The sequence below is a fragment of the Cupriavidus sp. NPDC089707 genome (assembly GCF_044748965.1).
GTDB lineage: Bacteria > Pseudomonadota > Gammaproteobacteria > Burkholderiales > Burkholderiaceae > Cupriavidus.
The window spans coordinates 1-22422 of the sequence record NZ_JBIVHB010000041.1 but is presented as its reverse complement, the minus strand read 5'-3'; the positions used below and the strand labels follow the sequence as shown (position 1 = coordinate 22422).

Sequence of the window (22422 nt, the reverse complement as noted above, 5' to 3'; positions counted from 1 at the left end):
TCCTCTCATCACCGCCTCGCCGTTTGCGTGCCTTCAACGCAGACTACTATGTGGTGTCAATAATGCAAGGAACTTCTGACGCGGGACACTAGCGTCATGCGTTGGAAGCAACGAACTTGCAACGCATGACACTAGACGTTCAGGCACGTTGCCGCCGGCAGATCCCCGTACAACGCCATCAGCGCACTGGCAACGCCATTGGTCCACCCAAACCCGTCTTGCAGCGGATACTCGCCGCCTCCGCCTCCCCTGGCCCGTTCGCCAGTGGCCTCGATGCGGTATTTCTCCACCAGCTTGCATTCCCTGGCATAGACGCCGGCGATCGTGGCGAGCCAACGCTGCGCGATGTCGCGCGCCAGGTCGTCATGGCCATATCGAGTCAGTCCGCGCACCGCGAGCCATTGCAGCGGCGCCCAGCCGTTGGGATGGTCCCACTGCTGGCCGGAGGTGAGTTCGGTGGTGGCCAGCCCCCCCGAATCCATCAGGCGCGCGGCCGCTGCGCTGGCAACGCCGCCGGCTTCCTCCGCCCGGGCAAGGCCGAGGTACAGCGGCATCATCGTGGCCGCGGTCAGGCATGGCCGCTGCGATCCGCGGCACCAGTCGTAGTCGACGAAGATGCCGGATGCGTTGTCCCACATGTAGTGCCGGATGGCGGCTTCGCGCCGGCGCGCGGCGGCGAGGAAGCGGTCGGCATCGACATCGCCGGCCTGGTCGCACAATGTGGCGAGGCGCGTTTCCAGGTGCCACAGCAGGGCGTTGAGGTCGACGGGCAAGACCGCGGTGGTGCGGATGGTGGCAAGATCGGCCAGTTGCCCCGCGAGCGGCAGGTCGAGCCAGCGCGAGCTGAAATCCCAGCCCGACTCGGCTGCGGCGCGCAGGTCGCGGAACACCAGGTGATGCGGACGGCCGCTGCGCTCGGCGGTCTGCACGTCTTCCAGGAAGGCTTCCTCGCGCGGGCAAGGCCGGTCGTCCCAGTAGCGGTTGAGCACAGCGCCGTCGGGCAGGCAGAGGGCGCGCCGGTGCGCGCAGCCCGGGCGCAGGGCCTGGGCGCCGTCCATCCAGAAGTCGTACTCGCGCCGAAGCTGCGGCAGGAAGTCGCGCGCGCTGGCGACCTGTTCGCACTCGAGCAGATCGACCATCAGCGCGAACACGGGCGGCTGCGAGCGGCTCAGGTAATAGTTGCGCGTACCGTTTGGCACCAGCCCGTAGGTGTCGATCAGATAGGCGAAATTGCGCGCCATTTCCAGCAGCAGGTCGCCGCGCCCGCTTGCGGCCAGCCCGACCATGGTGAAGTAGGAATCCCAGTAGTACAGCTCGCCGAAGCGCCCGCCAGGCACCACATACCGATGCGGCAGCGGCAGCAGCGACGACAGCGGCGGGTGCGCGACCGGCTCGCGCGTCAGCACCGGCCACAGGCCGTCGATATGTTCGCGCAGCGTGTTGTCCGGATCGGAGACATAGTGGCTGTCCGGCACCACCGCGCGCGTGAAGTGCGCCTGCACGAAGTCGGCCAGGCAGAAACCAGGCTCGACGCGTGACTGGCGATAGCGCGCGACGATCCACTCGGGGTCGCAGCCGGGAATGCAGTCCGGAAAGGTCTTGCTGTCGGCGAACAGACCGCTGTGCTGGACGTCGACGAACAGTTCGCCGTAGCGCACCGCCGGCGACAGCGTATCGGCCTGCGGACAGCTCGCCAATGCATGTGGCGGCGGGCACTCGCGATGCGCGGCCAGCGGCGGATGGGCTACCGCGTGGACCTTGGCAGGCGCGGCGACGGCGCCGGAGACCGCGCCGGCGCCGTCGGGCGTGGCCGGGTCCGTGCGCGGCACCGTGTAGGCACCCGCGCTCGCGGCGCGGCGGTCGTCATTGTTCGCCATGATTCTGCGCCTGCCTCTGCGCCTGCCTCTGCGCCTGCCTCTGCGCCTGCCTCTGCGCCTGCCTCTGCGCGATGACACGGCCGATGCCACTGCCTGTGCCGGTGACACGCGCGGTCGTGCCAGACGGTTTCATGGCGCCTCCCTGCGTCTGCCGGCGGCCTGAGCGCCGCCTGCTCATGACGTTAGTAGCCATCAGGCGCCGCGAAGTTCGCCCGCCGGCGCGGCGACCTTCAGTGCAGTGCAGCGAGGTCAGCCGCTGTGGTGTCGGGCCCTCGCCCGGCATGCCGTGGCAGACTGATCCGCACCGCCAGGCCGCGCGGTGCAGCATTGTGCGCGGTGACGGTGCCGCCATGCGCGGCGATCGCCGCCTGCGCGATGCTGAGCCCCAGTCCTGCACCAGGTGGATGCCCGGCGCCACTGCGCACGCGAAAAAATGGCTCGAACAGGCTCGGCAGCGCATCGTCAGGCACGCCGGGGCCGCCGTCGACGATATCGAGCCGGACCGCGTCCGCATCGGCGGCAAGCGTGACCATGACCGGCGCCGCCGGCTCGGTGTATCGGACGGCGTTGCGCAGGATGTTCTCGATCGCGCTGCCCAGCGCCGCGGCATCGGCATCGAAGGGCAGCGCCAGCGGCGCCTGCCAGTCGATCGCCGCACCGCGCCCCGCCGCTTCGAAGCGCGCATCGGCAACGATCACGTCGACCAGCTCGGCCAGGTCGATGGCGGTGCGCACCGGTTCGACCGCGTGCAGGCGCGCCAGCTGCAGCGTGCGTTCGACCAGCGCGTCAAGGCGTTCGGTCTCACGCTCGATACGGTCGAACTGCAGCGCCAGGGTGGCGTCGCGGCGCCGCGCCAGCTCCAGCGACAGGCGCAGCCGTCCCAGCGGCGAGCGCAGCTCGTGCGCAATATTGCGCAGCAGTTGCTCGCGCCAGTCCATCAGGCGCTGCAGGCGGCCGGCCATGGCGTCGAAGTCACGCGCGAGCTGGCCCAGTTCGTCGGCGCGGCGGGCCAGTGAAGGCGGCGTGCGCGTGGCGAGGTTGCCGGCGGCGAGCGCCTGTGTGGCCTCGCGCAGGCGCCGCGTGGGTCCCGTCACGTGGCGCGTCAGCGCCCAGCACAGCGGCGCCGACACCGCCAGCGCAAACAGGCCGAACGCCAGCGCCACTGGCGACAAGTGCAAGACCTCCCAGCGCGACGAATCGAACGGCAGGAACAGCATCAGCAGCTCGGTGCCCTGCGGGTCGCCCGGCAGCGTGATCGGCTGCGGGTCCCACCACGACACGCGCGCGCCGGGGCGCGGCACGTGGCCACGATCGGGATGGCTGAGTTGGCCGGCATGCCACATCGGCACCAGCCGCTCGGACAGGTGGTTGCGCAACCGCGCCGGCAGCGGCCGGCCCAGCAACTCGTCGAGGTGGTCGTCGACGATATAGATGTTGAGCGCCGACGCATGCGAGTCCATGGCCCTGAGCCAGCGCACGAGGCCCGGCCGGCCGTGCGTGGCGGCGGCCTCCACCGCGTCTTCGGTCAGCGCGGCGGGGCTCAGGCCATCGAGCGCGTCGAAGCGATACCACGCCACCGCGGCGGTCAGCGCCATGCCGATGCCGACGATGGCGGCCACGCCCAGCCAGAACGTCAGGAAGTTGCGCCAGAACAGCGGCAGCGGGAACAGCGCGCGCACGCGGCGCCACGGAGTCATGGCGTCATGGCGTCATGGCGCCTGCACCAGCATGTAGCCGCGGCCGCGCAGGTTGCGGATCAGCAGCGGCGAGGTAATGCCATCGATCGCCAGCTTGCGCCGCAGTGCGCTGATATGGGTGTCGATGCTGCGGTCAAAGCGCTCGGGCGCGCGGCCCAGCGCGAACTGGCCGATCTCGGCGCGCTCGACCACGCGGCCGGCGGAACGCAGCAGGATTTCCAGCACGCGCTGCTCGGCACCGGTCAGCATTGCCTGGATCTTGCCGTGCATGGCCACGCCGGTGGCCGCGTTCAAGCGCAGCGTGCCGGCCTGCAGCCAGGTGTCCTGCTCCGGCTGCGTGGCCTCCGCGCCGGCGCGAAAGCGGCGCAGCACCGCATGCATGCGCGCCTTCAGCTCGCGCGGGCTGAACGGCTTGCTCAGGTAGTCATCGGCCCCGAGTTCCAGGCCAAGCACGCGGTCGGTTTCGTCACCGTGCGCGGTGAACATGATCACCGGCCGCTGCGAGCGGCTGCGGTGCTGCCTGAGCAGGTCCAGCCCGTTGCCGTCGGGCAGCATCAGGTCGAGCAGCGCCACGTCGTAGTCGTTGCGCGCCAGCAGGGCTTCGCCCTGCTCGCGGGTGTGCGCCAGCGTAACCGTGCAGTGATCGGGTTCGAGGTATTCGCGCAGCATCTGCGCGAGTTCGATGTCATCGTCGATCAGCAGCACGCGCGCGGCGGCCGTGTTGAAGCACATCTGCATCCAGCCTTCCCGGTGCGGCAGCGGCTGGTGTTTCCGCGCCGCGCGCCCGGGTTCCGTCAAGAAACGTCAAGAAACCAAAAGCTATCCAAAGTGACTGGTAAGCACTTTGCATCCGGAATTCTAATATGAGAATGATTGTTATTTACATGGTATGGGGAAAATAATGACGGACAGGCAAGCCACCGGTCACAGCGTGGCGGCAAATTCGGCGGCAATGAACGCCGGATCGTGGGGCCGGGTCGTGGCGGCGCTTTGCGCGGTTTCCGGCATGACGGGAATGACGGGGGCATGGGCGCAGGCCGGGCAGGCGGACGCCGAAGCGAAGAACCTGCCAACGGTGGTGGTCACCGCCGCCGGCAGCGCGCAGGACATTCGCGACGCGCCCGCGTCGATCAGCGTGGTCACGCGCGATGAACTGGAGAACAAGGCCTATCGCGACCTCAACGACGCGCTGGTGGAAGTGCCCGGCGTCATCATCAGCGGCGGCGGCGATACCACCGACATCAGCCTGCGCGGCATGGGTCCCAAGTACACCCAGATCCTGATCGACGGCAAGCGCCAGAGCTCGCGCGAGACGCGCACCAACTCCGACTCGTCCGGCGTTGAAAGCAGTTGGACGCCGCCTCTGTCGGCGATCGAGCGCGTCGAGGTGGTGCGCGGGCCGATGTCGTCGCTCTATGGCTCGGATGCCATGGGTGGGGTGATCAACATCATCACCCGCAAGGTACCCAAGACGTGGACCGGCGAACTGCGCGGGGACGCCACACTGCAGGAAAACAGCGATTCCGGCAACATCTACCAGGGCAACTTCTATCTCGCCGGTCCGCTCAAGAACGACCTGCTCGGCCTGCAGCTGTACGGCCAGAGCTACCACCGCCAGGAAGACGACATCGACTACGGCTTCCGCGGCCGCCGCGCCGAAAGCCTGACCGCCAAGCTGGCGCTCACGCCCACGCGCAACCACGACATCGTGCTGGAAGCCACCACCATGCGCCAGCTGCGCAGCGAGACCGTGGGCAAGACCGTGCCCCCGCTCGCGCCCGGCGCCAGCTGTCCGCGCACCGGCTGCCCGACCTCGTCCGAGACCGACTACCGCAGCGAGAAGTTCGCGCTGTCGCATACCGGCCGCTGGGGCTTCGGCGTCTCCAACAGCTATATCCAGCAGGAGGAGTTCGACAATCGCAGCCGCCAGATGAAGATCAAGAACCTGGACCTGCGCACCAGCTGGGCCATGCCGCTGGGCAACCACATGCTGTCGGTCGGCGCCGAATACCTGAGCCAGCGCCTGCACGACCAGACCGGCAACCAGATCGCCAACGGCCCCGACAAGGTCGACCGCTACCAGTGGGCGCTCTTCGCCGAGGACGAATGGCGCCTGGCGCAGAGCTTCGCGCTGACCGGCGGCGTGCGCATGGACTATGACGAGAACTTCGGCCAGCACTACAGCCCGCGCCTGTACGGCGTATGGCAGCCGGCCGAGCGCTGGACTGTCAAGGGCGGCGTCTCCACCGGCTTCCGCGCGCCGGACCTGCGCCAGACCGTGGCCGGCTGGGGCCAGACCAGCCGCGGCGGCAACATGTACGGCAATCCGAACCTGAAGCCCGAGACCATGCTGTCGCAGGAACTCGGCCTGCTGTATGACCAGGGCAATGGCCTGCAGGCCGGCGTGACGCTGTTCAACAACGACTTCAAGGACAAGATCACGCGCGTCGCCTGCCCGATCACGCAGTGCACCGATGGCCCCAACCAGTTCGGCGCCACCCCGACCACATACATGAACGTGGACAGCGCCTACTCGCGGGGCGTGGAAGCCAGCCTGCGCTGGCCGATCGCGCGCACGTTGTCGCTGACCGGCAGCTACACGTACACCAAGTCGGAACAGAAGAGCGGCCAGTACGCGGGGCAGCCGCTGAACCAGCTGCCGATGCACCTGTTCGTGGCCACGCTGAACTGGCGCCCGACCGAGAAGCTCAACGGCTGGGCCCGCCTCAACTATCGCGGCAAGGAAAGCCAGCCGATCACCGGGCCGTCGTCCAGCACCGTGGTCGCACCGTCGTACACGTTCGTCGACCTGGGCGCGACCTACGCGGTCACCAAGAACGTGTCGGTGTTCGCCGGCATCTACAACCTCTTCGACAAGCAGGTGAACTACACCGACTACGGCTATGTCGAGGACGGCCGCCGCTACTGGATGAGCGTGTCGGTCAAGTTCTGACCTTGCAGCTTGCCAATCGCCCGGTGGTCTCTGCGATCAGGCCACCGGGCGCTGTCCATTCAACGAGGAATTCCCATGACCCGATTCCAACCCCGCAGACGCCGCCTGCTCGCCGCCGGCGCCGCGGCCCTGCTAACCCCTGCCTTGCCTGCGCTGGCGATACCGGTGAAGCATGCCAAGGGCACGACCGAAGTACCCGACCATCCCGCGCGCATCGCGGTCTTTGACATGGCCACGCTCGACACGCTGCGCGTGCTGCAGGTTCCTGTCGCCGGCGTGCCCGACAGCAAGTTCCCCGGGAAGTTGTCGATGTACCAGGACGCGCGCTACGCACGGCTCGGCACGGTAAGCGAACCGGACCTGGCGGCGATCCGCGCGCTCGCACCGCAACTGATCGTCGTCGGCGGCCGCTCCGCCGTTAGGTACGACGAGCTGGCGCAGCTGGCCCCGACACTCGACCTGTCGCCAGGACGCGACGACCTCGTGGGCAGCGTCGCCGCGCACGCGGAACTGCTGGGCCGCCTGACGGGCCGTGAAGCGCAGGCCGCGCAGCAGGTCGCGGCACTGCGAGCAGCGGTTTCGCAACTGCAGGCCATCACGGCAAACACAGGCACCGGACTGGTGATCCTCACCACCGGCGGCAAGATCAGCGCGCAACCACCGGGCACACGCTTCGGCGTCATCCACCAGGCCTTCGGCATCCGCCCCGTCATCGCCACCGCGCCGGAAGACGGCGCGCGCGGGCTGCCCATGACGCCGCAAGACATCCGCAAAGCAGACCCCGACTGGCTCCTCGTCATCGACCGCGACGCCGCTATCGGCCGCGAGGGGGCTAGCGCGCGCGCACTGCTTGACGTTGCGCCGATGCATGGCGCCAAGGCATGGCAGCGGGGGCAGGTGGTTTATCTTGATCCGGCGAACTGGTATCTGCTTGGCGGCGCGGGCCTGGGGGCAATGCAGGATAACGTCAGGCAAGTGGCAGAGGCGTTTGGGAAGCGGCATTAGCAGCTACGGCGCACCTCAACACTTTGTCATACCCATACTCGCGTTCGTTTTTTCCGAAAGCAGCAGATTCCACGACACACTCGGATTCATCCGATTGAGTGGGCGACAGGGTCGTTCCTATGATCCTCCGTGACCGCCGCGAAGGCGGCATGCTGGCACGCATGATCGTTGCGTGCCAGCATGCCCGCCAAACCCCGTCTCCAGAATTCCGCGGCCAAACTCCGTGGAGTGCTATTGCATGGGTAATCGCTTGCCGCCAGCTTCTCGCACCGTCCTCCTTCGCGGCGACTCTCTGCCGCAAATCCTTGGCAACACCGTGATGACCATTGCCCGCGTCGAGGGCAATGAGGGTCTGAACCGCTTGTTCACCTATACGGTCGACATCAAGACGCCTGACGGACGGTACACGGTGTATGGCCCCGCCGCCAATCTCGAGTTGGCTGCAATGCAGGGCAAAGAACTCACGCTCGATATCGAGCTCGACGGTCCCTGCGCCGGCACGCGCGAGATCACCGGCATCGTGACGCGGGTCGACTGGCCACGGCCTGACGGGCGCCACGTTATCTACCGTCTGACGCTGCGCCCGTGGCTGTTCCTGGCCACGCTGACATCGGACTTCAAGATCTTCCAGCAGAAGAGCGTCGTCGACATCTTGCAGGATCTGCTTTCCGAATACCCGTTTCCCGTCGACATCCGTCTCGACGTCGCCCGCTATCCGGCTCGCGAGTACCAGGTCCAGTACGGTGAGACCGACTTCGCATTCTTCGAACGCCTGACGCAGGAATGGGGCATTTCCTATTTCTTCGAGCACAGCGACGGCCATCATCGCCTGGTGCTGACCGACGGCAATGGCGCGTTCCGACGCTTTGCAAGCGCCGCCTACCACACGCTGAGCTGGCGGCCTTCGGCCGATCGCGCGGATGCGGAACACCTGTATGCGCTCCAGGTATGCGACCAACTGGTGTCGGGCAAGTGGACCAGCAGCGATTACGACTTCGTCAAGCCTCGCGCGGATCTGTCAGTGACCACATACGACCCGCGCGATACCGCATACGCGGAGAGCGAAGTCTACGAATACCCTGGTGACCATGCGCAACCGGCCACCGGCAACGACCCATGGCGCGAGGGCGACATGCTGTCGCGCATCCGCATGGAGGCGATCCGCCAGCACGGCAGCCGGGTCGCGGGCAAGGGAAACGTGCGCGCCGTGGTACCGGGCTGCACCTTTACGCTCGCGGGGTTCGCGCAAGCCGCGGCCAACCGCGAATATTTGGTATTCGATACCACGCTGGTGCTCGAGGACATCGCCGAGGCCTCTGGCGAGGGCCAGCAGTGGCGCTGCGAAGTCGATTTCCAGGCGCAGCCAACCACCGAGATCTTCCGGCCCGAACGCCTCCGGTCGAAGCCTCGTACCCATGGACCGCAGACCGCCACCGTGGTCGGCCCCGAGAACGAGGCGCTATGGGTCGACGAATACGGGCGCGTAAAGATCCAGCTGCACTGGGACCGCATCGGCCGGCGCGACGCCAACAGTTCCTGCTGGGTGCGCGTATCGCAGGCATGGCAGGGCGACCGGTTCGGCGCGACCCATATCCCGCGGATCGGCCAGGAAGTTATCGTCGATTTCCTGCATGGCGATCCCGACTGCCCGATCATCACCGGCCGGATGCCGAACCGGCTCAACCTGCCGCAATGGGTGCTACCGGGGCAGCATGCTCTGTCCGGCTACCGCAGCAAGGAACTGTTCGGCGAGCGGCATAACACCTTCGTGCAGGACGACACGCAGGGCGAGATCCAGATCCAGCTCGGCAGCGACCACCAGGCATCGATGCTCGGCCTGGGCTACCTCACGCGCGTTCCCGATGCCGAAGGCCGGCGCGAGAAGCGCGGCGAAGGATTCGAACTGCGCACCGATGGCTGGGGCGCCGTACGCGGCGGCTCCGGACTGCTGCTGACCACGGAGATCCGGCCGGAAGCTGCCAGCTATCACAAGGACATCGGGGAAACGCTGCAGCGGCTTGCCGCCGCTCAGCAACTGCAGCATGAACTGGCCGATGCCGCCGAACATCAGCGCGCGCAGGACGGGCAGCAAGCGGACGTGGCCGCCGCGCTGAAGGCACAGCGTGACACGCTGAAGGGCAGTGGCGACCAAGGCGAATTTGCCGATCCGCACCTGGCGTTGGCCAGCCCTGCCGGGATCGCTGCCACGGCGGCGGCCGACATTCACCTGCATAGTGGCCGGCATACCGCCATTACGACGGGCAGTCACCTCTCAATCGCCACAGGCAAAAGCTGGCTGGCCAGCGCCGCTGAAAAAATTGTGCTGTTCGCGCGCAAGTCCGGCATGCGGCTCTTTGCGGCGAAGGGAAAGGTCGAAATCCAGGCACAGAGCGATGACATCGAAATCATCGCGCAAAAGGTGCTGCGGTTGATCAGCGCACAGGACCGCATCGAAATCATCGCAAAGAAGGAAATCCTGCTCAACGCTGGCGGCAGCTATGTCCGTATCAACGCCGACGGCATTGAGCACGGCACGCCGGGCACCTGGATCGCGCATGCGAGCACCCACGGTCTGCTTGGCCCTAAGGAACTAAACCCTGGACTTCCGAGCATGCCCACTGCGCTGGCGCAGCCCAACGGTGATTTCCCTCTTTCGCTCTGACAAAAATCATGCTGATCAGTCCCCCCTTCCTGCCTGGCGCTGCAGCTGGTGCCAGTGATGTCACCGACATCGACAAAGTAATGGACAGCACATTCACTGATGGCGAGTGGATGAATTGCGCGATGGAGGGTGGAAAACCGGGCGCTGGTGGTTTTCCTCTCAGCCACTCTCTCGGCTGGCACGGCGGCATCCACTTGACCGCAAAGCCGGCCGGTTCCGGCCAACCTCTTCCTGTTCGGACAATCGCCGACGGCACCATTGTCTATTTGCGCAAACCCCAGCACGAAGCCAACGACAAGAACCATGCGCTCATGTATCGCGGGGAGTGGACCGATGACGGATGTGTTGTCCTCAAACATGAGACCGAGATTGGCGAAGGGGACAACGCCAGCGTGACGTTCTTCTCCATCTACCTTCACTTGTCGGACATCGACAAGCACTTCCTCGACGCCTTCGCCAAGGACAAGCGCGTCTACCGCAAGGACAGGATCGGCACGGCAGGCAAGATCTATGGCACCCCGGATTGCATTCATTTCGAAATCATTTGCGATAGTACGAACATGAAACGACTGGTCGGCCGTGATTCGGGTCGGCTTGATACGCTAAAGGCCGCTCGCACCGACGCAGTTTACGGGGATGTGCATTTCAAGATCACTGCCAGCACCGACTTGCCCATCTTGCTCTACGCAAGCGAAGCGGCCAACGCCACGCAGACCACGGACCCGGTCGCAACGGTGATCGAACCGCTCTATGTACGGATTCGCCTCCAGCCAGAAGGCATCGCCGACAAGCATGGAGCCCGTTACGTTCACACGTATCGCGAAGTGCCGCCCGATTCAGGCAATTTCGAAGAAGTTGGCAAGCCACTTTGCTCGGAAGACTTTGAGTACCGGATGCACGGTATCGCAGTAAAGACATACCCGAAGTGCCCAAGCGCCGGCTATGAGTTGCTGCGCTTTGGCCGGGTGATCGGCCCGGACGCCCTCGCACCAGTGAATGCGCCACTTTGGGTTCAGATCAATGCGCCACGTATCGACCCGGCTAACCCCGATGTGCCCCCTGCAGTCATGCAGGGTTACGTCAATCTGCACAGCAACAAGGTACTCGGCTTCTCCGACGCCGACTTCCCGCACTGGATGGGGTGGACGCTGGTCGATGACGACAAGACGCCGGACAGTCTCTGCAACTCTGTGACCCTGCGGCGCTGGCTGGGTAAAGACGGAAACAATGTCGTCAGCCACAGGGAAGCCGTCGCACAACTATCGAAGGAACTCGTTCAGAAGCGGCTGCGCAGGGCCATCTGCAAGTTTCCCACCGAATGGGAAAAGAACAATATCGCTTCGCGCTGGGGTTGGCTCAAGTCGTCTCATGAGGCGTTGGCGTGTCCACTCACGACAGAAGCGTACGACCGTTTCGAGCGCCATCACAAGGCGCTGGCGTTTTGGGATGAGGCAAACCTCGGCATCGACCTGGAACATTGGCATTTTCACCCGAAGGAGTTCATCGGCCATTTCAGGAAATGCAAGTGGCTCAGCAAGACTGAATTGCAGCAACTACTCCCCACCTATTCGATTCGGAAGGTCGGCGATGGTCATAATTGGGAGGAAGTGAGGCAAAATGACGATACCGACGCGCTAATTAAGCGCAGCCGAAGCGCGTTAAATCGAGCCTTGCGGAAGTATGGGATCAGTTCACCGCTACGAATCGCCGCTTTTTTCCAGAATGCAATAGTAGAGACCACCTGGCTAACAGACTTTCAAGAAAATCGCGGTAAACAGCCAGACTTGCACGGAGGTTGGTACGGCAGAGGATTTCTGCAACTCACCAATCCCCAGGGAAACCTCAATGGCGGCAACAACAATTACTACAACTACTTTCGCTGGCGTGGTCATTCGCCCGAACAGGCATCAGCCCAGCAGCTAAGGGAATGGCGGAATAGCATCCAAGACAATGTTGACGAGGCTTCTGAGAGTGCCGGGTTCTATTGGACGAAGTACCACCTAGGCGGCAAGCATCAGACAGAAACGGCATCCTTGTTCGCTGATAATTCAACTCCGAATGTTCGTATCGTCGTTAAAACTTCATCTGGAAATAAAGCTTACTACAGCAATGAGACAGCACGTCGAACGGCAGCTATCGTCAATATCCCTAAGGCTGTCTACAGCAACTCCAACATCAACGGAATGACAGAACGCTATCGCGTCTACGCCAATGCACTAGTCGTCTTGACTGACACCCCAAAATTTCCGAGTGCGGACGGTATTATTCGTGAAATACCAGATGACTTTACGCGGAGAAAGCCGTGGTGATTCGATCTTTGCGCAAGTTCCAAGGCCAGCTTGGACAACTACTCTGTGTCGTTTTTTTTCTTGTAAGCCCGATTTCGCATGCCAACGAACAGGCGACTTCATCACGTGCTACTCGGTCCTCGACCACTACGACGCATCTTGTAACGGTCGGTGTCTGTAGATTTCATTTAGATGATTCGCTCGGGGGCTGGATTCATGAATACCCCAAGCAAGACATTCCCAGCGCGACATACCATGCAGAGTTGAAGCGCACCAAGTTGCCTGCCGCCGTGGCAGTAGACTTCTTTTGCGACACGAAGGGAGAGAGTGAAATCTGCCGAGAATTTTGTCGCATCGAAAAAAAAGGAGCCCACTGGATGAAGTGGCTGCACCCGGATCCTGACTATCGTGATCCACCGGAAGCCCACTTTACTCTTCGTGAAATAAAAAGTATTAACGGCAAGGGTGCGGTGAGTACTAAAGACGAGACTATTGGAGACGAAAAGACTCGCGCACGTCGATTATCATTTTGCCTGATTTCCCCAGACGGCAATGTCCTGATTGGGAAGGCGGTTGTTGATCGCCTGCAGGGTAATCTCAGACGTGAGGAGAAAGAGGTTATAAAGCTTCTGGAAACCATTGAATTCATTGAGAGCCGCTAATCTGCAAACGCCCTTCCCGAGACCGGCAGTGCCGGTCCGCACCGCCCCTCACACCTCCTTCTCCCCATGCCTGACCGGCAACGCCGGCGCAGCCTCCTGCCTCCCCAACTGCATGAAGATCCACGCCGACGCACAAGTGATCAGCCCCATGCAGACAAAGGTGGCATGAAATGCCGGCAACACCGCTGCCGTGTCTCCGCCAAACCGATGCTGGAACGTCGCCAGCAGCGCCCCCGCCGACGTCACCGCCAGGCTCATCGACAGCATCTGCACCATCGACAGCATGCTGTTGCCGCTGCTGGCGCCGGCGCCGCTCAGGTCCTTGAGCGTCACGGTATTCATCGCCGTGAACTGGATCGAATTGACCATGCCGAACACGGCCAGCAACGGGATCAGCAGCCATAGCGGCAGTTGCGGCGTGATCAGCGCGAAGGTGGCCATCACCAGGCCGACGACGAAAGTATTCGAGACCAGCACGCGGCGATAGCCGTGACGCTGGATCAGTCGGGTGGCGAGCCGCTTGGAAGCCATGCCAGCGGCGGTGACGGGCAGCATCATCAGGCCGGCGTCGAATGGGGAATAGCCCAGGCTGACCTGCAGCGTCAGCGGGATCAGGAACGGCATCGAGCCATTGCCGATGCGGGCGAACAGGTTGCCCAGCAGGCCGACGCTGAAGCTGTGGATGCGGAACAGGCGCAGCGGGAACAGCGGCTGCTTGCGGCGGTTGGCGTGCAGGCCGTAGGCGGTCAGCGCGGCCATGCTGGCGATGAGCAGCATCAGCACGGTGGCGTGCTGGAAGCCCAGCCCGGCCAGGCCGTCGAGCGAGAAGGACAGCGCCAGCATGGCGATGGCCAGCAGCAGGTAGCCAGCGATGTCGAAGCGGCCGATGCCGGACAGTTTCGCGTTCGGCATATAGCGGATCGTGGCGAGCGCGCCTAGCAGGCCGACCGGCACGTTGATCAGGAAGATCCAGTGCCACGACAGCGCCTGCGTCAGCCACCCGCCCAGCGTGGGGCCGATCAGCGGGCCGATCATGCCCGGGATGGCGACGAAGCTCAGCGCCTGCAGGTACTGTTCGCGCGGGAAGGTGCGCAGCACCGAGAGCCGTCCGACCGGCAGCAGCATGGCACCGCCCACGCCTTGCACCACCCGTGCGCCCACCAGGAAGTTGAGCGTGGGCGCGTACGCGCACAGCAGCGAGCCGACCACGAACAGGCCGATCGCGGCCTGGAAGATGGTGCGCGTGCCAAAGCGGTCGGCGAGCCAGCCCGAGGCCGGGATGATCACCGCCATGGTGAGCGAGTAGGCGATCACCACGGACTGCATCCGCAGCGGGCTTTCTCCCAGGCTGCGTGCCATCGACGGCAAGGCGGTGTTGACGATGGTCGAGTCCAGCGTCTGCATGAAGAAGCCGACCGCCACGACCCAAAGCATGATGCGGCGGGTACGATCATCCGGCGGTGGCACGACGGGAACGTCTGGCAGGGGCGCGCTCATTACGCAAACTCCGGTCTGGCACGCGCTGCCAGCCGGCAATGACCGGCAGGGCATGCAGGCGGACGCGGCCAAAACCAACACATTAAAGGGCAATGGCGCAACTGGCAATCAACGAAACTGGCCGCAACCACCGTCGCTTGCCGAGGCTACAAGGCCGCGCGCAGCCCGATGAAGAAGCGACGGCCCGGTGCGGGCTCGAAATAACGCCCGTTGGCCTCGTTGACGATGACCGAGCCGATATAGCGCCGGTCGGTCACGTTGTCGATGCGGCCGAACAGGTAGACGCGGGTCGGGCCGATGCGGAATTCATAGCCTGCGCGCAGATTGAAGACCGCGTAACCGGGCGCGCCCTGCGTGTTGAGGTCGTCGGCATAGACGCGGCTGTCGACACGCATTTCGGCGCCGAGCGTGAGCGGCGCCAGCGGCCGCCAGGCCAGCTCGGCGTTGACGCTATGACGCGCGGTGCCGGGCAGCCGGTTGCCCGCGGCCACTGTCTGCCCCTGCGCGTTGACGAAGGCATCGCCGAAATAGGCATCGAGCCAGGTATAGGCTAGCCCGGCCTCGATGCGGCTGCCGCCGCCCTGCCCCGGCGTGCCGACCTGCCCCAGGAAGCCGCCGCGCCAGCCCAGTTCGAAGCCGCGCCGGCGCACACCGTTGACATTCTGGTAGACGGTGCGGCCCGCGTTGTTCGATTGCGGCACCACTTCATCGTGGCTGTCGGCATCGAACAGCGCCGCTTCCAGCCGCTGCCCGTGGGCCTGCCACTTGATGCCGATCTCGCCCTGGCGGCTGGTCGAGGCGCGCAGGCCGAGGTTGGTGCCGACCCCGCCGGGGCCGTAGGCGACCTCGGTCAGCGTCGGCGTCTCGAAACCGCGGCCGAGGTTGGCGTAGACATTCAGGGTATCGAGCGCATGCCACACCAGTCCCAGCACCGGGCTGACGTTGCTGTAGGTGGCGGTGCCGCTGTCGTCGGGGCTGGCCGCGGTGATGAACTGGTCGTCGATGCCCAGCCGCACGCGGCTGGCGCGCACGCCGCCGACCACTCGCCAGGCGGGATGGAAGGTCCAGTCGACCTGCGCGAAGGCGCCCAGGTCGGTCGCGGTATTGGTCTCGTCGCGCCGCAGCGCGCCCTGGCCGCCATCCTGGTTGACGTAGCCGTTGCGGCCGTCGCGCATACCGTTGGCCTCCATCCCGGCCGTCCACAGCAGCGGCAGGCCGTTTGCGGCGGTGGTGCGCCGGCTCCAGGACAACGCGCCCCCGCCATAGATGCGATCCAGGTCGACGATGCCGCCGGATGACGTCGGCGCGGCGCCGCTGAACCCGAGCCGCTGGTACAGGTTGCGGGTCCCGCCGTAGAGACGTCCGGAGAGGCTGTCGATGTCGGTCAGCTGATGCTCCACCACCACGCCCGCCTGCGCCTGCTCGACATTCTTGCCAGTGTCGAACTGGGTCGCCGCCGGCACCACTTGGCGCGGGTTGGCATCGGCCTGCGCGCGCGTCAGCCCGAGCGGATCCTGCGCCAGCGGCTGGTTGAAGTAGTTGAACTGGCCAATCACGCGCGTGCCGCTGGCCGGCTGCGCCACCACGCGTGCATTGAGCTGGTAGCGGCGCGCTGCCGAGTGCTCGCGGTAGCCATCGGTCTGGTAGGTCCAGGCATCGAGCGAGCCGCCCAGGCGCTCGTTGCCGCCGGCCAGCGCCACGCCGGCCTGCCACTGGCCGTCCGAGCCGAAGCCGGTCGATGCGCGCGCGGTAAAGCCGTCTTTCGGCGGATCGGGCGTGAACACCTGCACCACGCCACCCGAGGCATTGCCGTACACCTGTGCAAACGGGCCGCGCAGCACCTCCACGCGGCCGGCATTGGCAAGGTCGGCGGTGGAGGCCTGGCCCTGGCCATCGGGCATGGTCGCGGGGATGCCGTCGACATAGAGCCGCACGCCGCGCACGCCAAACGTTGAGCGCGTGCCGAAGCCGCGCACCGCCAACTGCAAGTCCTGCGAATAGTTCTGCCGGTCTCGCACGGCCACACCCGGCACACCCGCCAGCACCTCGGACAGATTGACCAGCGGCGTGGCGCTGCGCAGCGGATCGACCTGCACGCTATCTACCGCGGCGGGCTCGTCAAAGCGGCGCTGCTCGCTGCGAGTGGCAGTGACCACGATGTCGGGGAGGGTTTCGGCGGTGGCGGCAGCCACCGCGCTGTCCGGCGGATCGGCGGCGCGCACGGCGACGCATGTGAGCAACAAGGCTGCCAACGCCGATGCCTTGGGCGCCGGCACATGGAGGCGGGGACGGCGCTGAGGCATGGCCGGCGAAGGCTGCGTGCCGCCTGGTTTCATGATTGTCGGGGGGCGTAGGGCACAGGTGGAGGTGCCGCAACTTTATCGCGTCCCGGAGCGCATTTCCATGGCAGCCGCTGCGGGGAAAACCCGGCCACCGCTGCTTGGACGATCGTCTGAGAGACGCGCGAACGGATATTCATGAAATTTCAACAACTTGTTTCAGGAATGGCCTCTCGCAGGGGGAGTGGTCTGCCTAAACTCTGTTCACCGACCGACACAAGCCGATACAGGTAATAAACCCGCCCCGGCGCAACGCAGCAAACGGCCATTCAGATTTTTTAAAATCAAGGGACTCGACACTATGCATACCCAACCTACCCGCGTCGCCATCGTCTACCACAGCGGCTACGGGCACACCGCCAGGCAGGCCCAGGCCGTCGCCCGCGGCGCCGGCAGCGTGGCGGGCGCCGAGAGCCTGCTGATTCCGGTGGAGGACATCGACCAGCATTGGGACACGCTGGAGCAGGTCGACGCCATCATCTTCGGCGCGCCGACCTACATGGGCAGCGCCTCGGCGCAGTTCAAGGGCTTCATGGACGCCACCTCGCGCAATGTCTTCGCCAAGGGCGGCAAGTGGGCCAACAAGGTCGCGGCCGGCTTCACCAACGCCGCTTCGCGTTCTGGCGACAAGCTGGCAACGCTGCAGCAGATCGCCATCTTTGCGGCACAACACGGCATGCACTGGGTCAACCTGGGCCTGCCTCCGGGCCACAACAACTCCAAGTCGACCGAAGACTCGCTGAACCGCCATGGCTTCTTCCTGGGCGCCGCCGCGCAATCCAACGCCGATGAAAGCGCCGACGTGGTGCCGCCGCTGGCGGACCTGCGCACCGCCGAGCACCTCGGTGCGCGCGTGGCCGAGGTGGCCCAGCAACTGGTGGCAGGCCGGCGTGCGCTGGCAGAGTTGAAGCAAGCCGCCTGACCTTTTTCCACGCCTTGCGCGTGAACTGCCTGCCGGCCCTTCGGGGCCGGTTTGCGTTTGGGGGAAATAGGGGGAGATAGGCGCCGCGCCGCGGCCGGAATGCCCCGGCCGCCGGCATGGCTTTGCGCACGCGCAAGTGCGCCCACCCGCCAGCCAAGTGCCGGTCACGCCGGTTGATAGCCATCAACCCGGACGCAGAACACTCGACTTCCACCGCCATTGACTACTATATGTAGTGCTAATCTTCGCATCACACACTACATAAAGGGGTAAGCATGCGCGACGCACAGCAAACCGGCACGCTGCCGCCGGCACAGCCCGGCGGCCAGGTCGACGTGGCCAGCGCCATGGAGGAATACCTGGCCCAGCGCGACTGGCGCGTGCGCGCCAACGCCAACCAGGGCTACAGCCTGGGGGGACTGATACTCAACGTCGCCGGCAAAGTCACGGCCAACTACTGGCTGTCGCATATCTTCAGCCCGGAAGCCGGGCAAGCGCATCGCGACGGCGACCTGCATATCCATGACCTGGACATGCTGTCCGGCTACTGCGCCGGCTGGTCGCTGCGCCAGTTGCTGGCGGAAGGCTTCAACGGCGTGCCGGGCAAGGTCGAGGCCAACCCGCCCAGGCATATGTCGGCCGCCGTCGGCCAGATCGTCAACTTTCTCGGCACGCTGCAGAACGAGTGGGCCGGTGCACAGGCGTTTTCCAGCTTCGATACCTACATGGCGCCGTTCGTGCGGCACGACCGCATGGACTACCGCGCGGTGCGCCAGGCGATGCAGGAGCTGGTGTTCAACCTCAATGTGCCGAGCCGGTGGGGCACGCAGACGCCCTTCACCAACCTCACTTTCGACTGGACATGCCCGCAGGACCTGGCCGGCCAGGTGCCGTATATCGCCGGCGAGGAAATGCCGTTCACCTACGGCGACCTCCAGCCGGAGATGGACATGATCAACCGCGCCTACATCGAGGTGATGATGCAGGGCGATGCGCGCGGGCGCGCCTTCACCTTCCCCATCCCTACCTACAACATCACGCCGGACTTCGACTGGGACCATGCCAACGCCGAGCCGCTGTTCGAGATGACGGCGCGCTACGGGCTGCCCTACTTCCAGAACTTCATCAATTCCGACCTGGAGCCGCACATGGTCCGCTCCATGTGCTGCCGCCTGCAACTGGACCTGCGCGAACTGCTCAAGCGCGGCAACGGCCTGTTCGGCTCGGCCGAGCAGACCGGGTCGGTCGGCGTGGTCACGGTCAACTGCGCGCGCCTGGGCTACCTGCACGGGGGCGACGAGGCCGGGCTGATGGCCGCACTGGACCGCCTGCTGGCGCTGGGCCGCGACGTGCTCGAGGACAAGCGCCGCGTGGTGCAGCACTACATCGACGCGGGGCTCTATCCCTATACGCGCCGCTACCTCGGTACGTTGCGCAACCACTTCAGCACGCTCGGCGTCAACGGCATCAACGAGATGATCCGGAATTTCTCCGGCGACGCCGATGACATCACGACGCCAGGCGGGCATGCCATGGCATTGCGGCTGCTCGACCGTGTGCGTGCGCGCATCGGCGAGTTCCAGGAAGCGACTGGTCACCTTTACAACCTGGAGGCAACGCCGGCCGAAGGCACCACCTACCGCTTCGCACGCGAAGACCGCAAGCGCTGGCCCGACATCCTGCAGGCTGGCACGGCCGAGCAACCCTACTACACCAATTCCAGCCAGCTTCCAGCCGGCTATACCGACGATCCGTTCACCGCGCTGTCGATGCAGGAGGCGCTGCAAGGCAAGTACACCGGCGGCACCGTGCTGCACCTGTACATGAACGAGGCCCTGTCCAGCGCACAGGCTTGCAAGGCACTGGTCCGGCGCGCGCTGTCGCGCTTCCGCATGCCATACCTTACCGTCACGCCCACGTTCTCGATCTGCCCGAAGCACGGCTACCTGAGCGGGCGCCACGAGTTCTGTCCCCGGTGCGATGCCGAGCTGCTGGCACGCACCCCAGCCGCGGCCAGCGCGCCGCAAACCCAACCTGAAGAGGAACTCTCATGAATACCGAATCGCGCCAGCCAGCCACGCCGGCCCTCGATCCCGCCCTGCGTACCCGCTGCGAGGTCTGGACCCGGGTAATGGGCTACCACCGGCCCGTGGCGTCCTTCAACACCGGCAAGCAGGGGGAGTTCAATGAGCGGCGTTTCTTCACCGAAGGCGACTGTCGCTGACGGCCCCCGCCTCACGGCCATGCCGGTGCCCGCGCCGGTGCCAGCGGCGTCATTGCGCGGCGGGCCGGCGCTGGCCGGGCTGGTGCCGTTCTCCAGCGTGGACTGGCCCGGCCAGCTGGCCGCGGTACTGTTTATCGCCGGCTGCCCGTGGCGCTGCGGCTATTGCCATAACGCCCACCTGCAGCGGCGCCATGCAGCCTATGCCTGGCCAGCGGTGCTGGACTGGCTGAAGACCCGCGCCGGGCTGCTCGACGGCGTGGTGTTTTCCGGCGGCGAGCCGCTCAGCGAAGCGCGCCTTGCCGAGCTGGCCGCGGCCGTGCGCGCGCTCGGTTTCAAAGTGGGGCTGCATACCGCCGGCATCTACCCGCGGCGTCTTGCCGCACTGTTGCCGCAGCTGGACTGGGTCGGACTTGATATCAAAGCGGATGCGGCCGGCCACGATGCGCTGGTCGGACGGCCTGGCGGACTGGCGCGCGTGCAGGCCAGCCTGGCGCTGCTGCTCGGCGCCGGCGTTCCGTTCGAATGCCGGACAACGTGGGATCCCGCCTGCCTCAGCGAGCCGCGCCTGCTGGCGCTGGCACGCTCGCTGGCCGCGCAAGGCGTTCGCCACTATGCCGTGCAGGCCTGCCGGACGGGCACGGCGGCGGTGCCTGGCGCATCGTTGAGTGCGCCGGCACGCGAGGCACTGGCGTCATGGTTCGAGACGTTTGGCTACCGCGAGGGGTGAGCCGGATTGCCTGCGCATCCCGCGCGTGTCGTTGGCGCCAGTCTGCAAAAAATTCCCCTAAAGCCCCGCCTTCCCGCGTCGATAACAGTAGGTTGAGGCGTCAAGCGTGCGGGCCGGCAAACCGGCTCCGGCGAGGCGCCGTAACAGCCGACGTGGAAAGGCGGGGAACGGAGGAGACATGCAGAAGCTGGGGATACGGATAAAGCTTGGCGCGGCGTTTGGCGCCATGTGGGCACTGGCGGCGGTCGGCATCGCGATCGCACTGCCGCGCATGCAGGGTGCCGGCGACGGCAACGCGCGCAACCTGCTGGTGGCGCTTGGCGTGGCCGGACTGGGTGTGGCGGTGGCGGCCACCTGGGCGCTGGCACGCAGCATCGAGGCGCCGCTGGCCGAAGCGGTCTATATCGCCGAGACAGTGGCCGCCGGCGACCTGAGCCAGGACTTCGAGACCGAACGCGGCGGCGAATTCGGCCGGCTGCTGGGCGGGCTGGGCGAGATGGAGGACATGCTCACCGACCTGGTGACACGCATCAAGACCGCTACCGATTCCATCGGCGCAGCTTCGCACCAGATCGCAGCCGGCAATACCGACCTGTCGCAGCGCACCGAGGAACAGGCCGCATCGCTGCAGCAAACGGCGGCCAGCATGGGTGAACTGACGGCGATGGTGCGCCAGAACACCGAACGCGCCCGCGCGGCAAATGGCCTCGCCGAAGCCGCATCCGGCATCGCCGAGCGCGGCGGCGAGGTGGTCGGCAACGTGGTCCAGACCATGTCGGCGATCAGCGCCAGCTCGCGCAAAGTCACCGACATCATCGAAGTAATCGAAGGCATTGCCTTCCAGACCAACATCCTCGCGCTAAACGCAGCGGTGGAAGCGGCGCGTGCCGGCGAGCAGGGCCGCGGTTTCGCCGTGGTGGCGGGCGAAGTGCGCACACTGGCACAGCGCAGCGCCGCGGCGGCCAAGGAGATCAAGCAATTGATCGATGCCTCGGTGCAGCAGGTGGACAGCGGCTCGGCACTGGTGGGCCAGGCCGGCGAGACCATGCATGAGATCGTGCAGTCGGTCAGCCGCGTCACGGCGCTGCTTGGCGAGATCACCGTGGCGTCGGAACAGCAGAGCGCGGGAATCGCGCAGGTCAATGAAGCGGTGGCGCAGATGGACAGCGTGACGCAGCAGAACGCGGCGCTGGTGGAGCAGGCCGCCAGTGCTTCGAGTGCGTTGGCAGGGCAGGCTACGGAGTTGCAGCAGGTGGTGGGGGAGTTCAAGCTGGAGGCTTGAGGGGGTTGGGCTGTATTACGGACCTACACCACAGATTTACACCGCAGGAACTGTGAATGTTGTCTCCCCTCTCCCATTCATGGGAGAGGGGCGGGGGAGAGGGCAGGCGCCGCCACGAAATGAGACATCACGATGGTTGCCACGCGCCGGGGCCCGCCCCCCCCCCCCCCCCCCCCCCCCCGCGCGGGGGGGCCCCCCCCCCCGGGGGGGGGCGGCCCCCCCCCCCCCCCCCCCCCCCCCCCCCCCCCCCCCCCCCCCGCGCCCCCCCCCCCCCACCCCACAGCAGC

The 22422-nt window shown here is 65.7% G+C and carries 15 protein-coding genes; 10 read left to right on the top strand and 5 right to left on the bottom strand.

The genetic code is table 11. The annotated features are described in order from the left end of the window. Positions 1 to 131: 131 nt before the first annotated feature. From treF to ACIP1U_RS31825, 3 genes are all read right to left on the bottom strand, one after another. Positions 132 to 1877 (bottom strand): alpha,alpha-trehalase TreF, encoded by a 1746-nt coding sequence (treF, locus tag ACIP1U_RS31835; RefSeq protein WP_400323695.1) that lies wholly within the window; start codon positions 1875 to 1877, stop codon positions 132 to 134. 230 nt (positions 1878 to 2107) lie between these two features. Beyond that, positions 2108 to 3574, bottom strand: coding sequence for an ATP-binding protein (locus tag ACIP1U_RS31830; RefSeq protein ID WP_400323692.1), 1467 nt, complete (start codon positions 3572 to 3574; stop codon positions 2108 to 2110). Positions 3575 to 3586: 12 nt separating this feature from the next. After that, positions 3587 to 4312 carry a response regulator transcription factor gene (locus ACIP1U_RS31825; protein WP_400323689.1) on the bottom strand — a complete coding sequence of 242 codons (726 nt, stop codon included), beginning with the start codon at positions 4310 to 4312 and terminating at the stop codon, positions 3587 to 3589. A 214-nt stretch (positions 4313 to 4526) separates the two neighbouring features. On the opposite strand from ACIP1U_RS31825, the gene ACIP1U_RS31820 reads away from it, so the two are divergent. The 5 genes from ACIP1U_RS31820 to ACIP1U_RS31800 all read left to right on the top strand — a co-directional run bounded on the left by ACIP1U_RS31820 (position 4527) and on the right by ACIP1U_RS31800 (position 13144). Next, complete coding sequence (locus tag ACIP1U_RS31820) at positions 4527 to 6527, top strand: ligand-gated channel protein (RefSeq protein WP_400323698.1); 2001 nt, start codon at positions 4527 to 4529, stop codon at positions 6525 to 6527. A gap of 75 nt (positions 6528 to 6602) precedes the next feature. After that, the gene (locus ACIP1U_RS31815; RefSeq protein ID WP_400323687.1) at positions 6603 to 7532 is read left to right on the top strand and encodes a siderophore ABC transporter substrate-binding protein; all 930 of its coding nucleotides are present in this window, start codon (positions 6603 to 6605) and stop codon (positions 7530 to 7532) included. A gap of 319 nt (positions 7533 to 7851) precedes the next feature. Further along, on the top strand, positions 7852 to 10194 hold the full coding sequence (locus ACIP1U_RS31810; RefSeq protein WP_400323684.1) for a type VI secretion system Vgr family protein: 2343 nt from the start codon (positions 7852 to 7854) through the stop codon (positions 10192 to 10194). An 8-nt stretch (positions 10195 to 10202) separates the two neighbouring features. Continuing rightward, the gene (locus tag ACIP1U_RS31805) at positions 10203 to 12503 is read left to right on the top strand and encodes a hypothetical protein (RefSeq protein ID WP_400323681.1); all 2301 of its coding nucleotides are present in this window, start codon (positions 10203 to 10205) and stop codon (positions 12501 to 12503) included. Further along, the gene (locus ACIP1U_RS31800; RefSeq protein WP_400323679.1) at positions 12497 to 13144 is read left to right on the top strand and encodes a hypothetical protein; all 648 of its coding nucleotides are present in this window, start codon (positions 12497 to 12499) and stop codon (positions 13142 to 13144) included. The genes ACIP1U_RS31805 and ACIP1U_RS31800 overlap by 7 nt, the downstream gene beginning before the upstream one ends. A gap of 48 nt (positions 13145 to 13192) precedes the next feature. Here ACIP1U_RS31800 and mdtD read toward each other — a convergent pair whose 3' ends face one another. Then, positions 13193 to 14641 carry a multidrug transporter subunit MdtD gene (gene mdtD / locus ACIP1U_RS31795; RefSeq protein WP_400323676.1) on the bottom strand — a complete coding sequence of 483 codons (1449 nt, stop codon included), beginning with the start codon at positions 14639 to 14641 and terminating at the stop codon, positions 13193 to 13195. A 146-nt stretch (positions 14642 to 14787) separates the two neighbouring features. Beyond that, on the bottom strand, positions 14788 to 16977 hold the full coding sequence (locus tag ACIP1U_RS31790) for a TonB-dependent receptor family protein (protein ID WP_400323673.1): 2190 nt from the start codon (positions 16975 to 16977) through the stop codon (positions 14788 to 14790). 304 nt (positions 16978 to 17281) lie between these two features. On the opposite strand from ACIP1U_RS31790, the gene ACIP1U_RS31785 reads away from it, so the two are divergent. The 5 genes from ACIP1U_RS31785 (at position 17282) to ACIP1U_RS31765 (ending at position 22135) form a co-directional block, all read left to right on the top strand. After that, on the top strand, positions 17282 to 17902 hold the full coding sequence (locus tag ACIP1U_RS31785) for a flavodoxin family protein (RefSeq protein ID WP_400323670.1): 621 nt from the start codon (positions 17282 to 17284) through the stop codon (positions 17900 to 17902). A gap of 275 nt (positions 17903 to 18177) precedes the next feature. Continuing rightward, positions 18178 to 19956 carry a ribonucleoside triphosphate reductase gene (locus ACIP1U_RS31780; RefSeq protein WP_400323667.1) on the top strand — a complete coding sequence of 593 codons (1779 nt, stop codon included), beginning with the start codon at positions 18178 to 18180 and terminating at the stop codon, positions 19954 to 19956. Further along, positions 19953 to 20126: an anaerobic ribonucleoside-triphosphate reductase gene (gene nrdD / locus ACIP1U_RS31775; protein ID WP_400323664.1), complete on the top strand. Its 174-nt coding sequence runs from the start codon at positions 19953 to 19955 to the stop codon at positions 20124 to 20126. Before ACIP1U_RS31780 ends, nrdD begins: the two co-directional genes overlap by 4 nt. A gap of 19 nt (positions 20127 to 20145) precedes the next feature. Continuing rightward, entirely contained in the window at positions 20146 to 20853 is a 708-nt protein-coding gene (locus ACIP1U_RS31770) for an anaerobic ribonucleoside-triphosphate reductase activating protein (protein ID WP_400323661.1), read from the top strand. A gap of 178 nt (positions 20854 to 21031) precedes the next feature. Then, positions 21032 to 22135 (top strand): methyl-accepting chemotaxis protein, encoded by a 1104-nt coding sequence (locus ACIP1U_RS31765; protein ID WP_400323658.1) that lies wholly within the window; start codon positions 21032 to 21034, stop codon positions 22133 to 22135. The last annotated feature ends 287 nt before the right edge of the window (positions 22136 to 22422 follow it).